The 20,639-nt window shown below is 63.0% G+C and carries 9 protein-coding genes; 6 read left to right on the plus strand and 3 right to left on the minus strand.

The window, feature by feature from the left end:
• Window positions 1-276: 276 nt before the first annotated feature.
• Together WKV53_RS10640 and WKV53_RS10645 are read right to left on the minus strand one after the other, a co-directional pair.
• On the minus strand, window positions 277-5,124 hold the full coding sequence (locus tag WKV53_RS10640) for a beta strand repeat-containing protein (protein WP_341404562.1): 4,848 nt from the start codon (window positions 5,122-5,124) through the stop codon (window positions 277-279).
• A 799-nt stretch (window positions 5,125-5,923) separates the two neighbouring features.
• Window positions 5,924-6,703 (minus strand): PEP-CTERM sorting domain-containing protein, encoded by a 780-nt coding sequence (locus WKV53_RS10645; protein WP_341404563.1) that lies wholly within the window; start codon window positions 6,701-6,703, stop codon window positions 5,924-5,926.
• 332 nt (window positions 6,704-7,035) lie between these two features.
• Here WKV53_RS10645 and WKV53_RS10650 point away from each other — a divergent pair, with 332 nt between their 5' ends.
• From WKV53_RS10650 to WKV53_RS10660, 3 genes are all read left to right on the plus strand, one after another.
• Window positions 7,036-9,648, plus strand: coding sequence for a hypothetical protein (locus tag WKV53_RS10650; RefSeq protein WP_341404564.1), 2,613 nt, complete (start codon window positions 7,036-7,038; stop codon window positions 9,646-9,648).
• A gap of 80 nt (window positions 9,649-9,728) precedes the next feature.
• On the plus strand, window positions 9,729-11,711 hold the full coding sequence (locus tag WKV53_RS10655) for a metallophosphoesterase (RefSeq protein WP_341404565.1): 1,983 nt from the start codon (window positions 9,729-9,731) through the stop codon (window positions 11,709-11,711).
• Window positions 11,712-11,836: 125 nt separating this feature from the next.
• A complete protein-coding gene (locus WKV53_RS10660; RefSeq protein ID WP_341404566.1) occupies window positions 11,837-13,873 on the plus strand; it encodes a M13 family metallopeptidase in 2,037 nt (678 codons plus the stop codon).
• A gap of 75 nt (window positions 13,874-13,948) precedes the next feature.
• On the opposite strand, the gene WKV53_RS10665 is transcribed toward WKV53_RS10660, so the two are convergent.
• Entirely contained in the window at window positions 13,949-14,446 is a 498-nt protein-coding gene (locus WKV53_RS10665; RefSeq protein WP_341404567.1) for a DUF892 family protein, read from the minus strand.
• 246 nt (window positions 14,447-14,692) lie between these two features.
• Here WKV53_RS10665 and WKV53_RS10670 point away from each other — a divergent pair, with 246 nt between their 5' ends.
• From WKV53_RS10670 to WKV53_RS10680, 3 genes are all read left to right on the plus strand, one after another.
• Entirely contained in the window at window positions 14,693-15,310 is a 618-nt protein-coding gene (locus WKV53_RS10670; RefSeq protein WP_341404568.1) for a c-type cytochrome domain-containing protein, read from the plus strand.
• 195 nt (window positions 15,311-15,505) lie between these two features.
• Entirely contained in the window at window positions 15,506-15,742 is a 237-nt protein-coding gene (locus tag WKV53_RS10675) for a hypothetical protein (RefSeq protein ID WP_341404569.1), read from the plus strand.
• A gap of 369 nt (window positions 15,743-16,111) precedes the next feature.
• Window positions 16,112-20,332, plus strand: a complete 4,221-nt coding sequence (locus tag WKV53_RS10680; protein WP_341404570.1) for a beta strand repeat-containing protein — start codon at window positions 16,112-16,114, stop codon at window positions 20,330-20,332.
• The last annotated feature ends 307 nt before the right edge of the window (window positions 20,333-20,639 follow it).

Genomic DNA, 20,639 nt, shown 5'->3' on the forward strand with positions numbered 1-20,639 from the left:
ACTCGCAAAAGGAACTGGGGCAGTTCTTGGGAAATGATGATGATGCAAATTTCCTGCCAAAAATTAGTACTCCGCACGAGGGAATAGTAAGCCTCCCCCACCCCTAAAATGCCTTATCCCGAATGGCTTCGAGGCCAAACCGGCGAACTTCCGCCAACATTACCGTTTCCGAGCCACCGATCGCCTCCCAAAAGATGAAATAGAAAACAAAAGCCCGGACGCGTCAGACGCGTCCGGGCCGAAACCGCGCGGGGAACCCATACCCGCGCGAGAGGGTCAGGGAACCGTCGCGTTCAAGCGGCCGAACAGCTTGGCATTCGCCGCCCGCGGAACGAACACGCGCACCCGGTCGGTGTCAGTGGCCGGTGGCGTGAAGGACGCGTAGTTGTCATCCACCAGGATGGTCACGCCGCCGACGCCATTCTGGGCCACGGTCCACGGTGCGATCAGATTCGTGTCGTATTCACTGGAGGCGATCACCCCGGCAAGGACCGAGAGATCGGTCCGGCGGTAGGTGAAGAGCAGATAATCGCCAGCCGGCACACCGGCGGGGTTGGTCACCAGCTCAATGGTCGGCTGCAGGTTGACGTCCACGCCCGTGGCCGGATTGCCGCCGACGACCATTTCGATCGCATTGGTGATGCCGTCATGATCGGGATCGGCATCGGGGCCGATGATGTTCTGGTCGCTCTGGCCGGTGAAGAACCCATCGATCCAAGTCGCATAGGTATTCTCCGAGACTAGCTCCAGATTCCCGGTCGCCTCGGTGAAGGTCCAGGTCTTGTTGCCATCCTCGTAGGTCCAGACATTCCCCGCCTCGGTCCAGCCGAGGATGGAGAAGGTGGCGCCGAAGCTTTCCGTCAACGATGAGGTGTTCACCAGATTCCAGGTGCCGCTGTTGGCAGTCACCGCGCTGGTATCGATGATGAAGGTACCATTGGCAGTGAAGCTGCCGGTGCCGCCGACCGAGTTGGTGGTGCCATTGCCGACGAAGAAGCTGAGCCAGCCGAATTCCGTGAGCACCACGGCACCACCGTTGATGGTGGTGTTGCCGCTGTAGGTATTGAAGCCGGACAGCGTCTGGGTGCCGGTGCCGTTCTTGATCAGGTGGGTCTTGCCGGTCGTATTGCTGATCGATCCGGCGAAGTCACCGCTGCCGTTGTCGACGCCCACGGTCAGGTTACCGGTTTCGGCGTAGTTGGTGCGCGTGACGTTACCTTCACCCGTGAGGGCATCGACCATCGGGCCGGAGCCCGTGTTGTCCCAGAGGTTGAAGGACGCGCCGGAAGCGATGTTCATGTCGGCCTTGTTGTTGGTCCAGTTGTTGTTGCCGCCGTAGTCGAGGCGGATCATTCCCTCGGTGATGTCGATCAGGGCGCCCGACGCCATGGAGACGTTCGCGAGTCCGTTGCCCGAGCTGAAGCTCGAGGTGCCGGGCCCGGATTTGCGGTAGATTCCGGCCCCATTGATCACGCTACCGCCGAACATGTGCTCGTAGAGTTCCGTGGTCGAAGTGATGTGGGCATCGAAGACGGCTCCAGAGGCGATGGTGAGCACCGAGGTCCAGATGTCGTCGCCGTTGCTGATCAGCGTGCCGGCGTTGACCGTGGTGGTGCCCCGGTAGTCGATGCCATTGCCAAGCAGGCTCTGGGTACCGGTGCCGTTCTTCACCACGTTCACCGTGCCGCCTTGGTCGCGCAGGTCAGCGGAGTAGGCGAAGGTGTTGCCATTCGCCACGTTGATGATCAGGTCGGAAACAGCGTCCACCGCCGATGGCGAGCCGTATTCCGAATGCTGGATGGCCTTGAAGCCAGCAGTGGCGGCCGGGTAGTCGAGGCCGGCAACGGTTTGGGTGGTGCCCTTCAGTTCGATGCGCGACTCGTTGGTTCCGTTGAAATGGATCACGCTGTTGGCACCGAACTGATTGTCCGCCGTCATCGAGACGATCGGGCGGCTGCCCGTGTTGGACAGATAGAGATCACCGGGAATCGCGGGAGTGTTCGCAGTCTTCGACAGGATCAGTTGGCCGGTGCCGGTGACCCGGACTGCCCCGGTCATCGTGTTGGCCGAGCCGCCGGTGAGGATCAGCTGGTTGCCACCGATGGAGGTGAGGTCGCCGGTGCCGGAGATCACGTTGTCCAAGGTGATCACGCCACTGCGGGCGTTGACATTCATCGTGGTGGCGGCCGCGCCACTCAGATTGAAGGGACCGGTCCACCGCTGGTTGCCACCGCCGTCACTGTCGAGGGTGGTGGTCGCGGCGAAGTCCACGGGGTTCGCGATGATGCGGTAGCCGTAGGCCTGCAGCGTGCCGCCGGTCACCGTGACCGAGTTGCTGCCGAAGGCGGTGTCGGAGTCCTCCATCTTGAGAGTTCCGGCCGCGCACACGAAGTTGATGTTAGTGGCGGGAGCGCGGAAGCAGATCGTATTGGATCCGACCTTGGTCACGGTGAAGCCATTGCCATTCACGGTGCCGAAAGCCCCGCCAGAGCGGCCGATATCATAGCGGCCGCCACTGCCACCGACGCTTGCGTTGTCGCTGAGCTTCAGGTGGAGGATGCCGGCATTTTCGTTCGGGCTGTTCGTGGAGGAGTTGGTGATGGCGCCGAGGCCGTTGGCACCGGCACCGGCAATGGTCATCGTGTAATGACGGGTGCCATTGCCGAAGTTCAAGCCGTTGACGTTGAGTTGGCCGCCGTTGTTGACGAAGACCCCGGAGGAGTTCCCCAGCAGCTCGTAGTTGCCATTGCCCTGAAGCACGCCGCCATTGATGGTGACCGTGCCCGTGTAGTTGTGGCCGAACCCTTGGATGGTGGCAGTGCCCGTGCCGTTCTTGACGATGCTGGTCGGACCGGTGAAGCCGAGGCCTCCGCCGTTCGGCGTGATGTTGTAGTCGTTGCCGGTGCTATTGTCGAAAGTGACCATGGCGGGGCTCAGCATGCCGCTCATGACGACCGTCTTGTTGGCGGCCGAGTCGTTGAAGAGCACATTGTCGCCGGCGTAGAACACGTCCGCGCCGCCGCCGTTCGACCAGTCGGCACTGACGCCGTTGTCCCAGGTCGCCAGTACATTGGTTCCGGCCCAGACGAGGTTGGCACCGGCTGGAATCGTCAGGGTAATGGCGGAGCCGGTATCATTGAAGGCTGGCACGCCGCGGTATTGGGCAGCGTTTTGCAAATCGAACGAGGAACTCGCAGGGCCCGGCAGCGAGAGGGTCCCGCTGTAGTTGATCACCGGGATGGGCGTGCCAAACACCGCGGGATTGCTGAGCAACCGCACGGAGGTGAGACCGGTGGTGGTCAGATTGGTGGTAGTCAGTGCGCCCGCGGTGGAGCCGTCGATCGCGATCCCGGCTCCGGCGGACGTGCCGAGTGTAAGACCGCCGACGCTGCCTTCACCCGCGATCACCGCCCCATCCGCCGCCGAGACGCTGCCGGGAAGGGTGGTGGCCACGTTCAGGGAGCCCTGTGACACCGTGACCGCTCCACTGTAGCCCGCCATGTTTCCAGTCAGCGACAGGACGCCGAGACCGGTTTTTTCCAAGGCAGCGCTGCCGGTGACGCTACCGGAAATGGTGCCGATTTCATTGCTGTTCACGCCGATGCGAGAGGCGGAGCCGACGGTCAGGGCACCGGACAGCACCGCGGGATTTCCCAGCCGGAGCGCGCCGAAGGACGTCCCCTCGGTGGGCCCATTGCCATTGATCGTCACGGGCGTGGAATAGGGAGCTCCCCAGGAGAGGAAGAGCTGGCCACCGGAATTGACAGTCACGCTACCGCTGCCAAACGCGCCGGGATGGGTGGCGTCAAGGCGGCCGGCATTGATGGTGGTGCCGCCCGTGTAGGTGTTCTGCTGGGCCAGGACGAGGTTGCCGACGTTGTTCTTCACCAGCGCGACCGGAGTGGCACCGGAGTTGGCGATGGTCACCTGCATCGAGGGATTCGACGTGCTGAGCGATCCGCTGGCGGCTCCGCTGGCAAAAGTAAGCGTGCCGGTGGAAGACGTCAGCTTGCCCAGCGATCCCAGGTTGGTGCGCCAGTTCCCGCCGCCGGTCAGCGTGATCGCGCCGGTGTCGACGTTAGCAGTGGTGCCGTAGTCGAAATAAACGTCCGTGTTGCCCTGGATCGCATTGACCACGGCGGTGCCGGTGCCGTTGAAGGTGAAGTTTCCACCTTCAAGCTGCAGGTTGGTGTTCGACCAGTCCGCATTCGGCACGGCCGCCTCGGTGGTGCCTCCGCCATTGAGCCAGGTGCCGGTGAAGCCGCTGATCGACCCGAGCATGCGGAAGGTGCCGCCGTCGGTGCGGCGCAGCGTGGGATTGGTCGCTCCCGGTGCGTTGACGATGGTGCCGCTGTGAAGGAGAACGGTGGACCCGTAGAGGCGGAAGGTGCCGCCGTTGGTTCCGATCCGGAATGTCCGCGTGGTGGTGTGGAGCGCACCAGTGTTGAGGCTGCCGCCGCCATTGAGGGTGATGATATTGGAGGGATCGCCCAGATGGGCATCGTTGTTCCATGACACCAGGCCACTGGTGATGGTGAGGCCGCCGGTGAAGGTATTGTTGGCATTCAGCCGGAGTTCCGAGCCGCCGCCACCGCCGCCGTTGGTGATGTGGTTGCCGTGGGCGGCGATCGTCAGGCCGCCGCTGCCGGCGAGCACCACGTTGAAATTGACGTCGGTGCCATTGTTGCCGCTGGTGCCGGCACCGAAGGCGGTCGAGGTGATCGTGCCGCCACCGATGTTGATGGTGCCGTTGCCGTTGAAGGTACGGTTGTTACCGGCGGTAATTTCCTCGAACAGGATCGCGGGTGCCGAGACCGTTGAGTTGAGATTGATGGTGAAGGAGCCGGTGGCGTTGGTGCCGGCCGAAAACACGGCGGTGGAGCCATCCACCCAAACGCCGGGGACAGTGGTCGTGCCGGCCGAGTTCGTATTCCAGTTCACTCCTTCCCAGTCGCCGCCGGTGGAGGTTCCTGATCCGGTGGCGGTGCCATTGGTGTCCCAGTAGAGGTTGGCGGCGCCAGCGGTGGTGGCGGTGATAAGCAGCGCGCCGAGGCGCAGCAGGTTGCTACGGGTATGAACGTTCGCGAGGAACGCGTGGATGCTCTTGGGTTTGTTGGGTTTCATGTCGTTTTGAGGAGGGGTTTTGGGGTTTAGCTGTGTCTTGGTTTTCTAGGCATCATGAGGAGAAAGGGGCGGCCGGATCACCGGGGCAGGAGGGCCTGAAATGTTTAATTGGCCCGATCGATTTGGGTCGGTGTGCCGGGGACTCCGCTTGAGAGCCGGTGTCTTCGATGGAGTTGCCGGGCCATCGGCTCCTCTAACAGGACCATGTCCCGGCCTCGAAAGAGGCTTGGGTGGGACGGAGCGCTCGTGGTCCAGCCTTTGAGTCGCGAGGCCGGGCACCATCCTGTCACCTCCGGCTTCCTGCTGAGGGAATACGGGTGGCGGGGAATCCTCGGGGATAATGAGAATTGAGTACATTCCTACCTCAATTTAAAGAATGCACCGATCCGGTTCGATCTTCGCAAGCTTTTCAATCTGGTTGGCTATGCCAACCAGTCGCATCCTTGGTAAGCCCATGCCGGGCTTGCATTCCCGCCTTTGAAACCGATGCAAAAGCGGCCGCCACTACCGGCCAGGCGGTCAAGGATCTCTCTACTCGTGAGAGCTTCCCGATTGGAGAAAGTCGACAGGCTCCCCGCCCATCACACGACGCCTTATCCCGTCGATAAGGAGTTCTCCTGTGCCCGGCATCTCAACAGCTGACAACGCTGGAGGCTACGGGACGGTCATGCGGATCGAGGAGACGGACACCCGCCCGGTGACCGGAAAAAGCGGGTGCCACTGTGGCATTTCATCCCGTCGACGCCGCCGGTCCTTTCATTGCTGATCGGACGGCGGCGGAGCGGGAATGGATGTCCGCTTACGCGCGGCGGCGGCGGAACAGCGCCAGCGTTCCGAATGAGAAGGCAGCAAGCGCCGCACCGGAAGGTTCGGGAACGGCGCCGGTGATATCCACCAGCGAGCCCGGCAGCGCCGGAGCGTTCGTGCGGACGCTGTGGTTGTCCGTCTCGAAGGTGGCCGTGGTCGGTTCGCTGAAGCGGATCTTGTCGAAGGTGGTGCCACCGGTGCCGACGAAGTGGACGTAGGCGTAGGGCTCGTTGTTCGTGGCAGCCTGATTCGGGCCGTTTGGCTGACCGTAGTAGTCCTTGGTGTTGTAGAGGCTGCCATTGATCGCCTGGATCTGGCTGCCGTTGGTATTCGGCAACATGGCGATCAGGTCGCCCGTCTTGAAGGTGAGGAGGAGATTGCCGCCACTGAAGAGTTCCACGACGTTGCCCGCGTCTCCCGCGGAGAAATAGAAGCCGAAATAGGACGCCGCGGTCGTCAGCGTGACGGTCATGGCCTGCCCGGTCTGGATGCCGAGGTAATTGCCCTCCTGGTAACCGCCGTAGATGTCTTCCGCGTTGATGAAGCCGTCACCGGCGTAGATGCCGATGGCGCCGTTGTAGCTGCTGACGTAGCCGGTGCCGGTCGAGAAGGTCTCGGTAGTGACCTGGATGTCATTGATGCCGCTGGTCTCGGCGGACTCAATGCCATTCGGCGAGAGATAGATGCTCACCGCCGCCTGGGTGCTGAGAGCGGAAAGGGCGGAAGCGAGGCAAACCAAAGGAACGAGGCTAATAGAACGATGGATCTTCATGGGGTGAGGCAACAAGGAACAAGCACGCGGGAGGCGACACCTGAGCTACCGTAGTGGCTGTTTATTGATATTACGTATTCACGTATCAGTTCTCCGCTAGAGCCCGTCCGATATGGGCCGATTGTCTGCAAATAGCACGATGTTGGCGCTCGATTGCCTCTTCATCGAAACGCTGTGGTGAAGATGCGAGGCGGGAATGCGGCAGGGGCCTCGAGCGAAATTCAGCTTGGGCCGAGATGCCCCACGGGTTATGAAGGAAGGGTGGCAATGGGCTGCTGATGCGTCGCGTCAAGGCCACCAGCAGCCCCGCGACTTCCATCCCCACTTCCGCCATGACCCGCGGTTTCCATCCCTGGGTGCCAGCACACGTCTTCGCCGCGATGCTTCTCCTGCTGGCGATCTGGCCGACGTGCGCACAGTCGCAGGATCCGCCTTCGTCGGCGTTGTCCCCTGCGTTCTTCTACAAGCTCCGCCCGGAGACATCGCTATGGGTGGCTCCGCCGGTGTGGAAGGTCACGCGAAGTGGCAATGCGCCGGCGGCTTCACAGGATGGCATCGACCTCTACGCCGCCTGCAACGAGTATGAGCCGGTGCAACTCGTCAGCCGCTTCGGCGCTTCCGGGAACCGGGTGCTCTCGCTCGGCAGCACGTGGACGGGCCCATCGGGAAACGTCATCACGGCCACGCTGCACAATGTGATCTTCGATGGCTCGGGAGTGCCCGATGTCCTCCAGCCGGTCACATGGGGTGCTTCCGTTCCTCTGACCGTGTCGATGAACGATGCCTTCTGGCTGACCTTCCGCGTGCCACCGGGCACGGCGCCCGGGATCTACACGAACACGCTGACCTTCACCGCGCCCTCGTTCTCGAAATCCTTCCCGGTCCGGGTCCACGTGCTCGGCTTCACGCTGCCGGCGGAGTCGTCCTTCCGGGCGACTGTCACGTGGGCCACCTCAGGCAGCGCTTCCAATGTCTTCGACGTCAACCGGTGGTTCTTCGAGCACCGGATGATCCCGAGCGTCCCGACGTGGCCCAGCGGCTTCATTCCGCAAATCACGTGGGTCGATTGCGCGCACTTCTACGACGAGGGCGACCAGCCGCAGGACTTCTCGCTGCGATATCTCGCGAACAAGTACCTAGCGGGTGCGGGCTTCAATGACGACGTGGGGTTCGCGAGCTTCACCGCTGTTAGATACACCACCACGACCCAGCCGCGGCCTTCCACGTTTTGCGGCACCAGCATCTCGGGCGATCCTCGTGGGACGAACTACGGCACGGCCACCTACAACCAGAAATGGGGGGCTTACCTGAAGGCGCTGCAGGACTACTGCGATCCCGCGGTCGCTTTCGAAAATGGCGGTAATCCGCTAGGCCGCGATTACCTTTCAAAGGCTCATTACGACGTGATGAATGAGCCGCAGAATACGGCGGACTACAATCTCGCCGCGTGGCTCGCCTCGGTCAGCCGCCAGTATGCGCCGAAGCTTCCGCTGCTGATCTCCGAGGAAGCGAAGCCGGAGATCTACAATAACGCGCTCTATCCCGGACAGGGCTACGATATATGGCTCGGCTACCTGCCCGGCTTCGCTGGGGCGATGGGGAATGCATGGCAGCGCCTCAGCGGAAACAATGAGCAGAGCTGGTGGTACATGATTCCCGAAACGCCGGGCAATTTCCTACACCCAAACCAGCCTTCCCGCTCCGCCGTGCAGACGCGGCTGCTCACCTGGCTGGCGTGGCGGCACCGCGTCTCGGGCTGGTACGATACCGGACTTGAGACGCCAATGCTCTCGACCGTGCTCGCGTCACCCACGGGCATCTCTCCGACCATTCGTTCCGAGCTGCTGCGCGAGTCGATCGAAGACTATGAATATTTCCGGCTCGCCAATGGTGGCTTCAAGCCGAAGCCGAACTCGACGAATCCCGCGGACCTTTTCGTCGAGCAAGCGGCGCAAGCGATGACCGGCTTCGAGCAGGACCCATCCCGCTTGCTGTGGCTGCGGCTCCAATTGGCGAACTACCTCGGCGGAGCCAGCTATCAATCGCAGCTGCCCGCGGATTCGCCGCGGCCGTATGGATCGTACTACTTCAATTTCCAAGATCCCGCAGGCTATCCGACGACCAATCCGCTGGTGGTGGACGGCCACACGTGGACCAAGCAGGGCAAGACGCCGTATGATCCGGCGCAGCAGCTGGGCTGGATATTCACCGAGCCCAGCCAGCTGTTCTACGGGTCCTCGCCATCGGCCACCGGCGTGAATGAACTCCAGAAGAGCTACATTTATGAGGACTTCGGCAGGCGCTACACCTTCGTGCTGGGCATTCAGGATGGAGTCTACGATGTCGCGGTCATGATGGGCCGCCCCACGGCTTCGACCCAGGCGTTGGCGGCGATCAATGGCGACTCGGTCTTCGGTGATTGGGCGGCGAATCAACCGGAGACGCTTCCCGCAAATGCCACCCACACGAAGCGAGTCGCCATCCGCGGCGGCCGGCTGGTGCTGGAGGTGGGGCAGGCTCTTCCCGGGGTCCTGTGCTTCATCGACTCGCTGGCCGTGACTGCGGTGAGTCCATCGTCGCCGGATGGCATCGATGACCTGTGGCAGGTGGATCATTTCGGCTCCGCCACCAGTCCTTCCGCCGCTGCGGGTTTCGACGCCGATGGAGACGGGATGGACAATGCCGCGGAGTATTTCTTCGGCAGCGATCCGACGTCCGCCAGCTCCCGCTTGAGCTTCACCTACTTGAGTGCAGGTCCCAATGGCGGGATGCTGGAATGGAGCAGTCGTTCCGGTCAGCTCTATCAGGTGGAAGCGAGCGCCGATCTCGTGTCGTGGTCGACGTTCAAGACCGTGGAGGCTGGCACCACGCCGTCGACGCTGGTGATTGTGCCCTTCACGGGTGTTCCGAGGCAGTTCTTCCGCGTGCGGGCGCTGGCACCTTAGCTGGAGTCAGGTGGCTGATGGGCTTCACACGCCCGGGTGATTGACCGGAGTGCCCCTTTTCTGAAGGCTGGCCCTTTGTCATGAGGATCTTGGGATGGAAACGAGGGATGATCGGATGGCTGGCTTGTGGGGCCTTGGCCATCGGTGGCGAGCTGACTCGTGGTCCCTTCCTGCAACAGGGGACGGCCGGATCGGTGGTCGTCTGCTGGCGCAGCAGCGAGGCCGGTGCGGGCGTGGTGCGCTATGGTCCCGCCCCGGACAATCTTCCCTATTCCGCGGCAGGACCTTCCGCGACGGACCACCGGGTATTGCTCGGAGGCTTGCAGCCGGCGACTGCCTATTACTATGCGGTGGAGACCTCCGGAGAGACCCTGGCCCAGGGAAGCACCTGTCGTTTCGTGACCGCGACTCCGGAGGGCTCGAAGGCCAAGCGGCGGATCTGGGTGCTCGGCGATTGCGGCACCGGAAGCTCGGAGCAGATCGCGGTGCGGGACGGGTTCTATCAGCTGCATCAAACCCATCCGGCGGATGCCGTGGTGCTGCTGGGAGACAATGCCTACTACGCGGGAACGGATGCAGATTACCAACTGAACTTCTTCGGGATCTATGAGCAAATCCTGAGGCAGGTCCCGGTGTGGCCCTGCTATGGCAATCACGAGACCTACGGGGAGCACTTCGCGGACGGGACCTACGCCTACGACTCGATCTTCGCGGTGCCCAAGCAAGGCGAGTGCGGTGGCGCTGCCTCGGGCACCACCCGCTACTACGCGTGGAACCACGGCAACCTGCATTTCATCATGCTGGACTCGATGACCAGCAGCCGCGCCGCGACCGGACCGATGGCCCAGTGGCTGGCCGCGGATCTAACAAGTAACACGCTGCCGTGGGTGGTGGTGTGCTTTCATCATCCGCCGTACACGAAGGGATCTCATGATTCGGACGAAGAGGGAGAGTTGATCGAGATGCGCGAGCAGATCCTCCCGATCCTGGAAGGCCATGGCGTGGATCTGGTGCTCAGCGGACACAGCCACTCGTACGAGCGCTCGGCCTTGATCGATGGCCACTACGGCGATTCGGACACACTGCAGACGACCCATTTCAAGGACATGGGCGATGGCCGCGAAGACGGTGATGGAGCCTACCGGAAGCTGGCGGAACATGCGTCTCCGCATGAGGGCGCGGTCTACATGGTCGCAGGCAGCGCAGGACAACGCAGCGGCGGAGCCCTGAACCATCCGGTGATGAAGGTTTCCCTGGATGAGCTGGGCTCGGTGGTGCTCGACGTGACCGACAACCGGATGGATGTGACCTTCCTGCGCGAATTGCCGGAAGGCGGAGGGCCGCCGGCGACAGATGACCATTTCACGATGATCAAGGGCGCGCTGGCTCCTCCGGTGCAGCCGGGCACTGGGTCGTTGCTGGCGCTGCCCGCCGGTACGGGAGTGGTCCACTGGGAGGATCTTTCGGACAACGAGAGCGGCTTCCGCGTGGAGCTCTCGCAAAACTCGGGTCCATTCGCGCTGGCCGGGGAGTTTCCCGCGGGCCGCCGGTGGTGCGATCTTTCGGGAATGGCGGCTGGCACCGCGCTCCGGGTGCGGGTCACGGCGTTCAATGCCCGCGGGGATTCGCCGGTTACCGAAACGCAGTTCACTTGGCCGGCTGCGCCGTCATCCGTGTCTGCGCTGGATGTGGCGCGGTTCCGGCACTTCGGCGTCACCGCTTCCTCGGGAGACGCGGCGGATCTGGCGGATCCGGATCATGACGGATCTCCCACGCTGCTGGAGCTGGGGCTGGGCGGTGATCCCCGCGATCCGGATTCTTTGGAGGGATTGGAGTGCGGGCGGGATGGAAGCGCCCGCTTCATCGCGTCGTTCTCGCGTCAAGCGATGCCGGAGCTGACTTATCGGGTCCAGTTCTGCGGCGATCTGGCGGCGGCAAGCTGGACCACCGTCTTCGAATCCACGGGACCGCAGAACAACGCGGGCAAGGTGACGGTGACGGACCCGGCAGGTCCCGGCCTGGTGCGGCGGTTCGCACGTGTGTCGGTCAGTCGGACACCGTGAAGTGGGACGTTCGTTCCCCGGCCGCATTTCCGGGACACGAATCCGGCGGTTGGTGACGATTGCACGGGGGCGATTTCCAGCACAGGCTCGCCGCGCACTCGTTCCACTTCTCTCAACGCACTCACATGAAGTCCCTGCTCGTTCCCTCCGCGCTTCTCGGCGCCCTGGTCGTCTATGGCATCGCTCAAGATCAGCCCGCCGTGGGTGATCTGGCCGCCAGCCCGCGCTTCGGCGAATGGGGCTTCGACCTGGACGGACGGAAGGATTCGGTGAAGCCGGGCGATGACTTCTTCGCCTACGCCAACGGCACCTACATCGAGAAAACGGAGATCCCGCCGGATCGCTTCCGTTTCGGCAACTTCGATGCGCTGGCGATCCTCTCGCAGAAGCGGGTCAACGGCATCTTGGAGGAGGCGGCCACCAAGCCGACGGACGAAACGAAGAAGATCGGGGATTTCTACAAGGCCTTCATGAACGAAGCCCGGGTAGAGGAGCTCGGCGCGCAGCCGCTCCGGCCAGCGCTTGAAAAGATCAAGGCCGTCGCCAACCGCGATGACCTGGTCTCCCTGATCTCCGCACCCGATTTCATGGGCAAGGGCCTCTTCGGCGCCGGCATCCACGCGAATGAAAAGGAGCCCACGAAGTACAGCATTTACGTCGGCTCCGGCGGCTTGGGGCTTCCGGACAAGAACTACTACCTCAAGCCCGACTTCGCCGCGATCCGCACGAAGTATGAGGCCTATCTGACCACGCTGCTGACCTTGATCGAGTGGCCGGAACCAGCGGCAACGGCGAAGGAGATCATCGCGTTCGAGACCAAGCTTGCCGAGGCGAGCTGGGAGCGCGCGGAGCTGCGGGACCGTGACAAGACCTACAACCTGATGACCCAGGGGGAGCTCGCCGCGTATGCGCCGGGATTTGATTTCGCGCGCATGTTCCAAGCGAGCGGGCTTCCGGAGGACCGCAAGGTGATCGTCTCGGACAACACCGCCTTCCCGCGCAAGGCGGCCATCTTCGCGGAGACTCCGCTGGAACTGCTCAAGGCGTGGACCGCGTGCGGGCTTGCCGATGGCGCGGCACCGTTCCTTTCGAAGGCCTTCGTGGACGCGAATTTCGAGTTCGCCAAGAAGACGCTCTCGGGACAGCCGGAGCCGGAGGCTCGCTGGAAGCGGGCCGTCGAGCTGACCAACCACACGCTGGGTGAAGCGGTCGGCAAGGTCTACGTGGCGCGGTATTTCCCGGAGGAGTCGAAGCGGCAGATGCTGGAGCTGGTCGGCCATGTGGAGGATGCGCTCAAGGCTCGCCTCAATCGCCTCGATTGGATGGGCGACAAGACCAAGGCCGCCGCGCAGGAGAAGCTGTCGAAGTTCACGGTGAAGATCGGTTACCCGGACCAGTGGCGCGATTACTCCGCGCTCGAGGTGAAAGCGGACGACCTCTACGGCAACATCGTCCGGAACTCGGTCTTCGAGTGGAAGCGCGAGCTGGAGCGCTTGGACAAGCCGGTGGACCGCAAGGAATGGGGCCTGCCGCCGCAGATCGTGAACGCCTACTACAATCCGACGATGAATGAGATCGTCTTCCCTGCGGCGATCCTGCAGCCGCCGTTCTTCGACCCCAAGGCCGATCCGGCGATCAACTACGGCGGCATCGGCGGCGTGATCGGGCACGAGATCAGCCACGGCTTCGACGACCAGGGCCGCAAATCCGACGGCGATGGCATGCTCAAGGACTGGTGGACGGACAAGGACAAGGAGCAGTTCAACCAGCGCGCCGAGCGGCTGGGCAAGCAGTACGAGCAGATCGACGTAATGCCCGGCCAGAAAATCGATGGCCAGCTGACGATGGGCGAAAACATCGGCGACATGGGCGGCGTGAACCTCGCGCTGGAAGCCTATCTCGCGTTTCTGGATGGGAAGCCGGCGCCGGTTATCGACGGAACCACCGGCGTCCAGCGGGTCTTCCTGGGATGGGCGCAGCTGTGGCGGCAAAAGATGCGCGACGAGGCGCTCGTTCGCCAGATCCACACCGATCCGCATGCTCCCGCAGTCGCGCGCGTCAACGGCGTGGTGATGAACATCGACGCTTGGTATGAGGCTTTCAACATCCAGCCCGACGATAAGCTCTACGTGAAGCCCGAGGACCGGGTGAAAATCTGGTAAGCAGGAAATGCCCGGCGGGAAGTCCAGTATTCCAGTAGGTCTAGGCGACTGGACTTACTGGACTGGAAATCGCCTTCACACCGCCAAGGCGGCAGGAGCGAAAGCGGTGCGCCGGACCGGATGATCGGAGGTCTGCGGGAAGCGTTCTTCCAGCAGATCCATGAGTTCTTCCAAGCGGCTGGCATCGTCGGGCCAACCGGTGCGGTCGGCGAGATTACGGGCGAGCCGGTAGTTCACGAGAAGGAAGCGGTGAAGCGAGACGCAGATGTCGGCAATGACGACGTCGCGTGAACGGCCGCGGGCGCAGTGGCGGAGTTCGTGGCGGCCTTCCGTCACGAGCCGCTCCATCGCTTCGCCGTCGTCGCCCTCGGGCGAGAATTCGTGGTCGGCGGCGATCTTTTCGAGAGCCTCAAGGCGTTCGCCGCACAGCCGCGTGACGCCATGCATGGAAGACCCGAACTTGAAGTCGGCAGTCTGCTCGGCGAGATCCGCCAGGAAGCCGATCATCTGCAGTTCACTGGCGTGGATGGTCCGCAGCTTTCTGAAATAGGCAGTCTCCAGTTCTTTAGCCATGAGGCACCTTTCGCAGAAGGGGTGCCATCCGCCGCAATCCAAGCAACGGCAAGGCTTACAACTCATTGAGCATTCTCAATTATCACGGAATATAAGGCAATTTGCATGCTAGAAATGGAGTTTCTGCATCATGCAACCCGACGCGATGGGGGCGTTCCTTTCCGCCGCAACCTTTCCGCGGTCCCGGCATTCCAGTTAGAGGCCGGATTTCCGGCCTGATTTTCGCTACGAAAAACCACCACCACCATGTCACTCACCTCCTCACGTTTGTTGGGCCTGCTCGCAGTGCTTCCCCTTTCCCTGACCTTGGCGCAGGCCCAAGAGCCGCCCAAGGACGGCAAGAAGGGCAAGGGAGAGGAATGGGATGTCAGCAAGCTCGACGCCTCCAAGCTGCCAGCGGCGGCCAAGCAGGAAGGCGTCACCTACGAAAAGGACATCCAGCCGCTGCTCAAGGAGTCCTGCTTCGGCTGCCACGGCGAGCGCAAGCAGAAGGGCGACTTGCGCTTGGATAGCCTGGAAGCCGCACTGAAGGGTGGCGAAAACGGCAAGGTCGTGGTGCCCGGCGAGGCCGCCAAGAGCTCGATCCTTTTTGCCTCGGCCCAGGTGAACGACAAGATCGCCATGCCGCCCAAGCGCAACGGTGGTGGAGGTCCCGGTGGCCCGGGGGGCTCAGGCGGAGGAAATCGCCCGCCGCGCCCCGACAACAACGCCGACAAGGACAAGCAGCCTACCCCGGCTCCGGACGGCAAGGGCGGCCCGCAGGGTCCTGGAGGCCCTGGTGGTCCCGGCGGTCCGCGGGCCAAGCCGCTGACTGCCGATCAGGTCGCGCTTCTCCGCGCGTGGGTGGAGCAGGGCGCGAAGTAAGTTTGGTTTTTTCAGCCCGGCAGCGGGGAGGCACCCGCTGCCGGAGCTTGAGCAGAAAGGCGAGAAGCCCGCGTGAGACGCTGATGCTCAGTGCCCAATGCGAGCGCCTGATGCAGGAGCAACGTCGTTGGACAGTGGTTAGAACCTGCGCTAGCGGTTTGGTTGATTGAAATCTGAAAACCCAATCAACCTGACATGAAAACATCATTCCTCATCACCACCGCTGCCGTCCTTTGCTTCGCATCCTGCGAAAAGACGGAGAAGACCACGATCCAAACTCCGGCTCCTGAGAAAAAGGAGACGATCATCGTGACGCCGCCTGCGGGTGGCTCGACGACGACGGAGAAGAAAACCGAGAAGAACGAGACCACCGTCAAACCCGATGGTACCACCACGGAGAAGAAGACGGAAACGACGACCGAGCAGAAGTAATTCTGCCCGTGTCGTAACCCTTCAAGAAGCCGGAGCCGTCACCTCCGGCGAGGTTGCATTCGGGTCGCCAGGAGGAGGCTGGCGACGAATGGGGGAAAGTAGGATCCTGCTAGAAGTGATCCACGAGGGCAAATAGCGGGAAGAGTTTGCACGCAAATTAATAGGCGCGAGCGAGTTAAAATTTCCTGTCGGGTTTGACGCTGGGAACTCGCCTCCCGGTGGACGGCGGAAATCCGCCTTCGACGCAGCGCGTCCATCCGGTGGAAAAAACCCACTCCCACGGTTGCCACGCCTGCGGTTCCCCGCCCGTACCCGAACCCCGATTGGTTTCCCTTGGAAGCCCGAAAAAACCCGCGTCTTGCGCAACCCATGAAACAGAAACTGACTTCCGGCATTCTCACCCCGAGAATCTCCCTCCTCGCCCTCGCGGCGTTTACCCAAGTGACCCATGCCCAGGCCACGCGCACGTGGGATGGTGGTGGCGTTCCCGCCACCAACATGGACATCGCGGCGAACTGGAGTGCTGATACCATTCCGAACGGCACCAACGGTGACACCATGCAGTGGGACGGCACCGTCGCCGGCCCGCTTTCCTTGACCTACACCGCAGCGGGCACCGGAGCGAACCTCACGGCTGGTGGAGGCCTTCACATGAGCGTCCTCGGCACGCAGACCGGTTCGCTGACGATCAACGAAGCGAGCGGAACGGCGGGGCTGCGCATCCGGGATTTCACCGTCGCCAGCGGCGCGGGCGCCGTGACTCTCGGCAGCTTGACCGGAGCGGACGGCTTCACCTTGGGTTCCGGCACGGTGGTGGCCCACACGTGGACGAACAACTCGTCGAACCCCGTCACCTTCGCCAACGACATTCAATTCTCAGCGGGTGGCGGTGTGACTCACACCCTCACCCTGACTGGCCCGGGAAACTGGAACGTCAATACCACCCTGATCCGGCCCGCCGCCGCCACTGGCACCATCAACGTGATCAAGGACGGCGCGGGTACCATGAACCTCGGTACCGTCAATTCGCTGGGCAATGCCGCCTTCACGATCAATGCCGGCACGCTGGAAAATACCAGCGGTGCCGCGCTGACGATGACCAACACGACCCAGAGCTGGAACGGTGACTTCGCCTTCAGCAATGGAGCCAGCACCAGCCCCACCGGCGACCTCAGCCTCGGCACGGGAGCGTTCTCTCTCGGCACCGCGGCCGGCACCAGCCGGACCGTCACCACCAACGGCGCAGCGATCCTGACCGCCGCCGGGGTCATTGCCAATGGCACCACGGCGAACAGCCTGATCAAGTCCGGAACCGGTGCCCTGCGATTGGATGGGGCGAATACCTTCAGCGGCGGCTTCACGCTGAACGCGGGTACCCTGCACTTCGCCAACAATGCCGCGCTGGGAACCGGCCCGCTGACGATCAATGGCGGCGTGCTCCAGGCCCGACTTGCCTCGCGCACGCTCGCCAATGCGGTCACGATCAACGGCGACTGCAACCTTGGTGTCACGAACAACAATAACCAGATCGTTCTCTCCGGAACCGTGAGCTTGGGAGGTGGCACCCGGACCCTCACCGTGCCGGAAACGACCCAGAATCCCGACGTCAACCTCACCGGCGTGATTTCCAACGGCGGGCTGACGAAGGCGGGTGCGGGCCAGTTGAATCTGGCCGCGGCGAATACCTACTCCGGCCCCACGACCGTCAGCGCCAATACCCTGCGGGTCGATGGCACGGGCTCGATCAACGGTAGCAGCGGCATCACCATCAACGGTGCGGATGCGAAGTTCCTCTATACCAGCAGCGTCGCCCTGACTCCCCCGATCACCTTGACCCAAGGCACCCTGGACGCATCGGGCACGATCGGCGCAGTCAGCGTAGGAAATGCGACCACCTTCGCCAATGGCAACGGCACCACCACGCCGCTCACCACCGGCAACCTCAGCTTCGCCGGAGCCGCCACGGTGAACGTGAACGGCACTTCCTCGAATGTGGGCATCGCGGCCGGAACCTTGACCACCTCGGGCACCGACAGCGCGATCATGCTCAATGTCACGAGGACCGGCAGCTGGAGCAACGGGATGAACAATCTCATCAGCTTCACCTCCTTCCCATCGGCCGACATCAATGACTTCGACTACACGATCATCAACGCTCCGCCGCTGGGTGCCCGCCAGACCTTCGGCGATCTGGCAATCAACGGGAACAACATCGCGCTCGAGGTCATCGGCACCTCGATCTACTGGACCGGACTACAGAGCAACCAATGGACCGCGCTCACGGTGCCAGGTTCGAAAAACTGGAAGCAGACCTCGGACAACGTGGCGACGGACTTCCAGCCCAACGATGATGTGGTGTTCGGCGACACGCCTGCAACGAACCAGACGATTCAAATCGATGATGGCGATGTCTTCCCGACCACGGCGACGTTCAACAACTCCGCGATCAATTACACCCTCGCGAGCAGCAGCACCTTCGCCATCGGCAACGGCGTCCTCACCAAGAGCGGCACGGGCAGCCTGACGATCAACACCAACAACTACCACAGCGGCGGCACCATTCTCAACGCCGGCACGCTCAACGCGAACACGGCTACTGCCCTGGGCACCGGCCCAGTGGTCATCAACGGTGGCACGCTAAACAACAGCAGCGCCGGGGCGATCGTTTCCACGAACAACAACACCCAGACCTGGAACAGCAACTTCACCTTCACCGGCACCAATTCGTTCGACATGGGCAGCGGTGCAGTGACGAGCACCGGCGCCGGTGATCGCACCGTCACGGTCTCGGCGAACACCCTCGCGGTAGGCGAACTGAAGACGGCTGCCGGCCAAGGCTTCGTCAAGCAAGGCACGGGCACGCTGGCACTCACCAGCACCGGCGCAGGTGCCGCATCCAGCGTGATCAACGGCACGCTGAACGTGGCCGCTGGCACGCTCCAGATCAACCGGACCGGAGCGCTCGACGGCAACGCCGCCGGCGACCTCACCGCGACCACGATCACAGGAACCGGGACGATCACCAACGGCGCGAACTTCGAGCGCTGGCTGATCATCACCCCAACCACCCCGGGTACCTTCGGCGGCTCGATTCAGAACGGCCCCGGCACCGCCGGCCTCGGTTTCCGCAAGGGAGGCACGGTGAACTTCACCCTCACCGGTAACAACAGCTACACCGGCGTCACGACCGTCGACGGCGGCACGCTCACCATCACCGGCACCAATGCGACCGGCGGTGCAGTGAACGTCGCGGGCACGGCCCTGAGCCCTGCCATCCTCAACCTGCAAAACAGCAACGCCCTTGGCACTGGCGCGCTGACCTCTGCCAACCGCAACTCCGGCATCCAGCTGCAGGGCGGCATCGTCCTGCCAAGCACGGTCACCCTCCTCACCAGTAACGATGGAACGAGCGGAGCCACGGTGCCCTACGCGGTCGACAGCGTCAGCGGTGACAACGTGATCAACGGCAACATCACCCTGCGGGATGGTGGCGGCAGTTCGATCTTCCAATCGGAAACCGGTGCCACCCTGAAGCTGGCGGGCAACGTCACGATCATCACCGGTCAAGGCTCGCGCGGCATGATCTTCCAGGGTGCTTCCACGGGCGCGAATGAGTTCAGCGGGGTGCTCTCCGACCTCAGCGTCACCTCGGTCGCCAGCATTATCAAGAACGGCACCGGCACCTGGAAGGTCAGCGGCGTGAACACCTACACGGGTCCAACCACGGTGAATGCGGGAACGCTTCTCGTGACCGGCGATTCGCCCGCGACCACCGGTCTGATCACCGTGGCTGCCGGTGCGACCCTCGGTGGCAATGGCGACTTCGGCGGGCCGATGACGGTTGCCGCCGGTGGTCACCACGCGCTCGCCGTGGCCGCCACGCCCGCCGCCCAAGTCACCCGCTCGGTGGCATCGCTCGATCTCACCGCTGTCGGTGACATCCTCGACCTGACCGCTGCTGCGACCCCTGCGGACGGTGCCTATACCCTGATCCACACGACCAGTGGCATCACCGGCCAGACCGGCGGCGTCCTCGATGACACCGTGGTCAATCTCACCGGTCTCACCGGCACCGTCTCCGTGATCGGAAACGACCTGGTGCTCACGGTCGGTTCCGGAGGCTCGGCCTTCAGCACCTGGATCGCCGGCTATCCTAGCATCCCGCTGGCCGACCGCGATCCCGGCGATGATCCGGATGGCGACGGCTTCACCAACCAGGTCGAGTTTGCCCTGGGCGGCGCGCCTAACAGCGGCAGCAACAACGCGAAGATCTACTCGATCGTGGCGGACAGCGACTTCGATGGCGATTCCACCCCGGAGCTGCTGCTGACGATGGCGGTCCGCACCGGCACGGGAACCTTCACGGGAGCCACCTCGAAGAGCGCACCTTCCGATGATCCGACCTACGGCTACACCGTACAAGGCAGCCTCAATCTGAACACGTTCAACGAAGTCGTGAACGTGGTGCCGACGGCCGTACCGCCGGTCGGGGTCACGCTGCCCGCGGGCTACACGTGGAAGACCTTCAGCCTGAACGGCTCCAATGGCGCCGCCAGCAAGGGCTTCATGCGCGTGCTCGTGACTCCCTGAAGCGGAGCCTGAGCCAGTCAATTCCAGCCCCGGCCGCCTCCGCGCGGCCGGGGCTTTTTTGTGCCGATTCCCGAGCTCCGGCTCGGTCATGTGTCATTTGCGGCAAAATCGTCAGCGAAGGAAAAATCGCTGTCGGCTTTGGCGGCGAAAACTCGTCTCTTGGTAGACGGCGGATTGCGCCGTCGACGCAGCGCCTCAGCCACTTGGGTCCCTCTTCCGTCCCATCGTTGCCACGTCCTGCACCTCCCAAACCCGAAAGATGTCCGGCAAATCCAAGAGGAATCCTGCGGCCTTTGCCTGACCGCTT

This window comes from Luteolibacter sp. Y139, from assembly GCF_038066715.1.
GTDB classification, from domain to species: domain Bacteria; phylum Verrucomicrobiota; class Verrucomicrobiia; order Verrucomicrobiales; family Akkermansiaceae; genus Haloferula; species Haloferula soli.

Bases quoted from the DNA above. Each gene is read 5' to 3' on its own strand.
- WKV53_RS10640 (WP_341404562.1), bottom strand. From the start codon at position 5,124: ATGAAACCCAACAAACCCAAGAGCATCCACGCGTTCCTCGCGAACGTT.
- WKV53_RS10645 (WP_341404563.1), bottom strand. From the start codon at position 6,703: ATGAAGATCCATCGTTCTATTAGCCTCGTTCCTTTGGTTTGCCTCGCT.
- WKV53_RS10650 (WP_341404564.1), top strand. From the start codon at position 7,036: ATGACCCGCGGTTTCCATCCCTGGGTGCCAGCACACGTCTTCGCCGCG.
- WKV53_RS10655 (WP_341404565.1), top strand. From the start codon at position 9,729: ATGAGGATCTTGGGATGGAAACGAGGGATGATCGGATGGCTGGCTTGT.
- WKV53_RS10660 (WP_341404566.1), top strand. From the start codon at position 11,837: ATGAAGTCCCTGCTCGTTCCCTCCGCGCTTCTCGGCGCCCTGGTCGTC.
- WKV53_RS10665 (WP_341404567.1), bottom strand. From the start codon at position 14,446: ATGGCTAAAGAACTGGAGACTGCCTATTTCAGAAAGCTGCGGACCATC.
- WKV53_RS10670 (WP_341404568.1), top strand. From the start codon at position 14,693: ATGTCACTCACCTCCTCACGTTTGTTGGGCCTGCTCGCAGTGCTTCCC.
- WKV53_RS10675 (WP_341404569.1), top strand. From the start codon at position 15,506: ATGAAAACATCATTCCTCATCACCACCGCTGCCGTCCTTTGCTTCGCA.
- WKV53_RS10680 (WP_341404570.1), top strand. From the start codon at position 16,112: ATGAAACAGAAACTGACTTCCGGCATTCTCACCCCGAGAATCTCCCTC.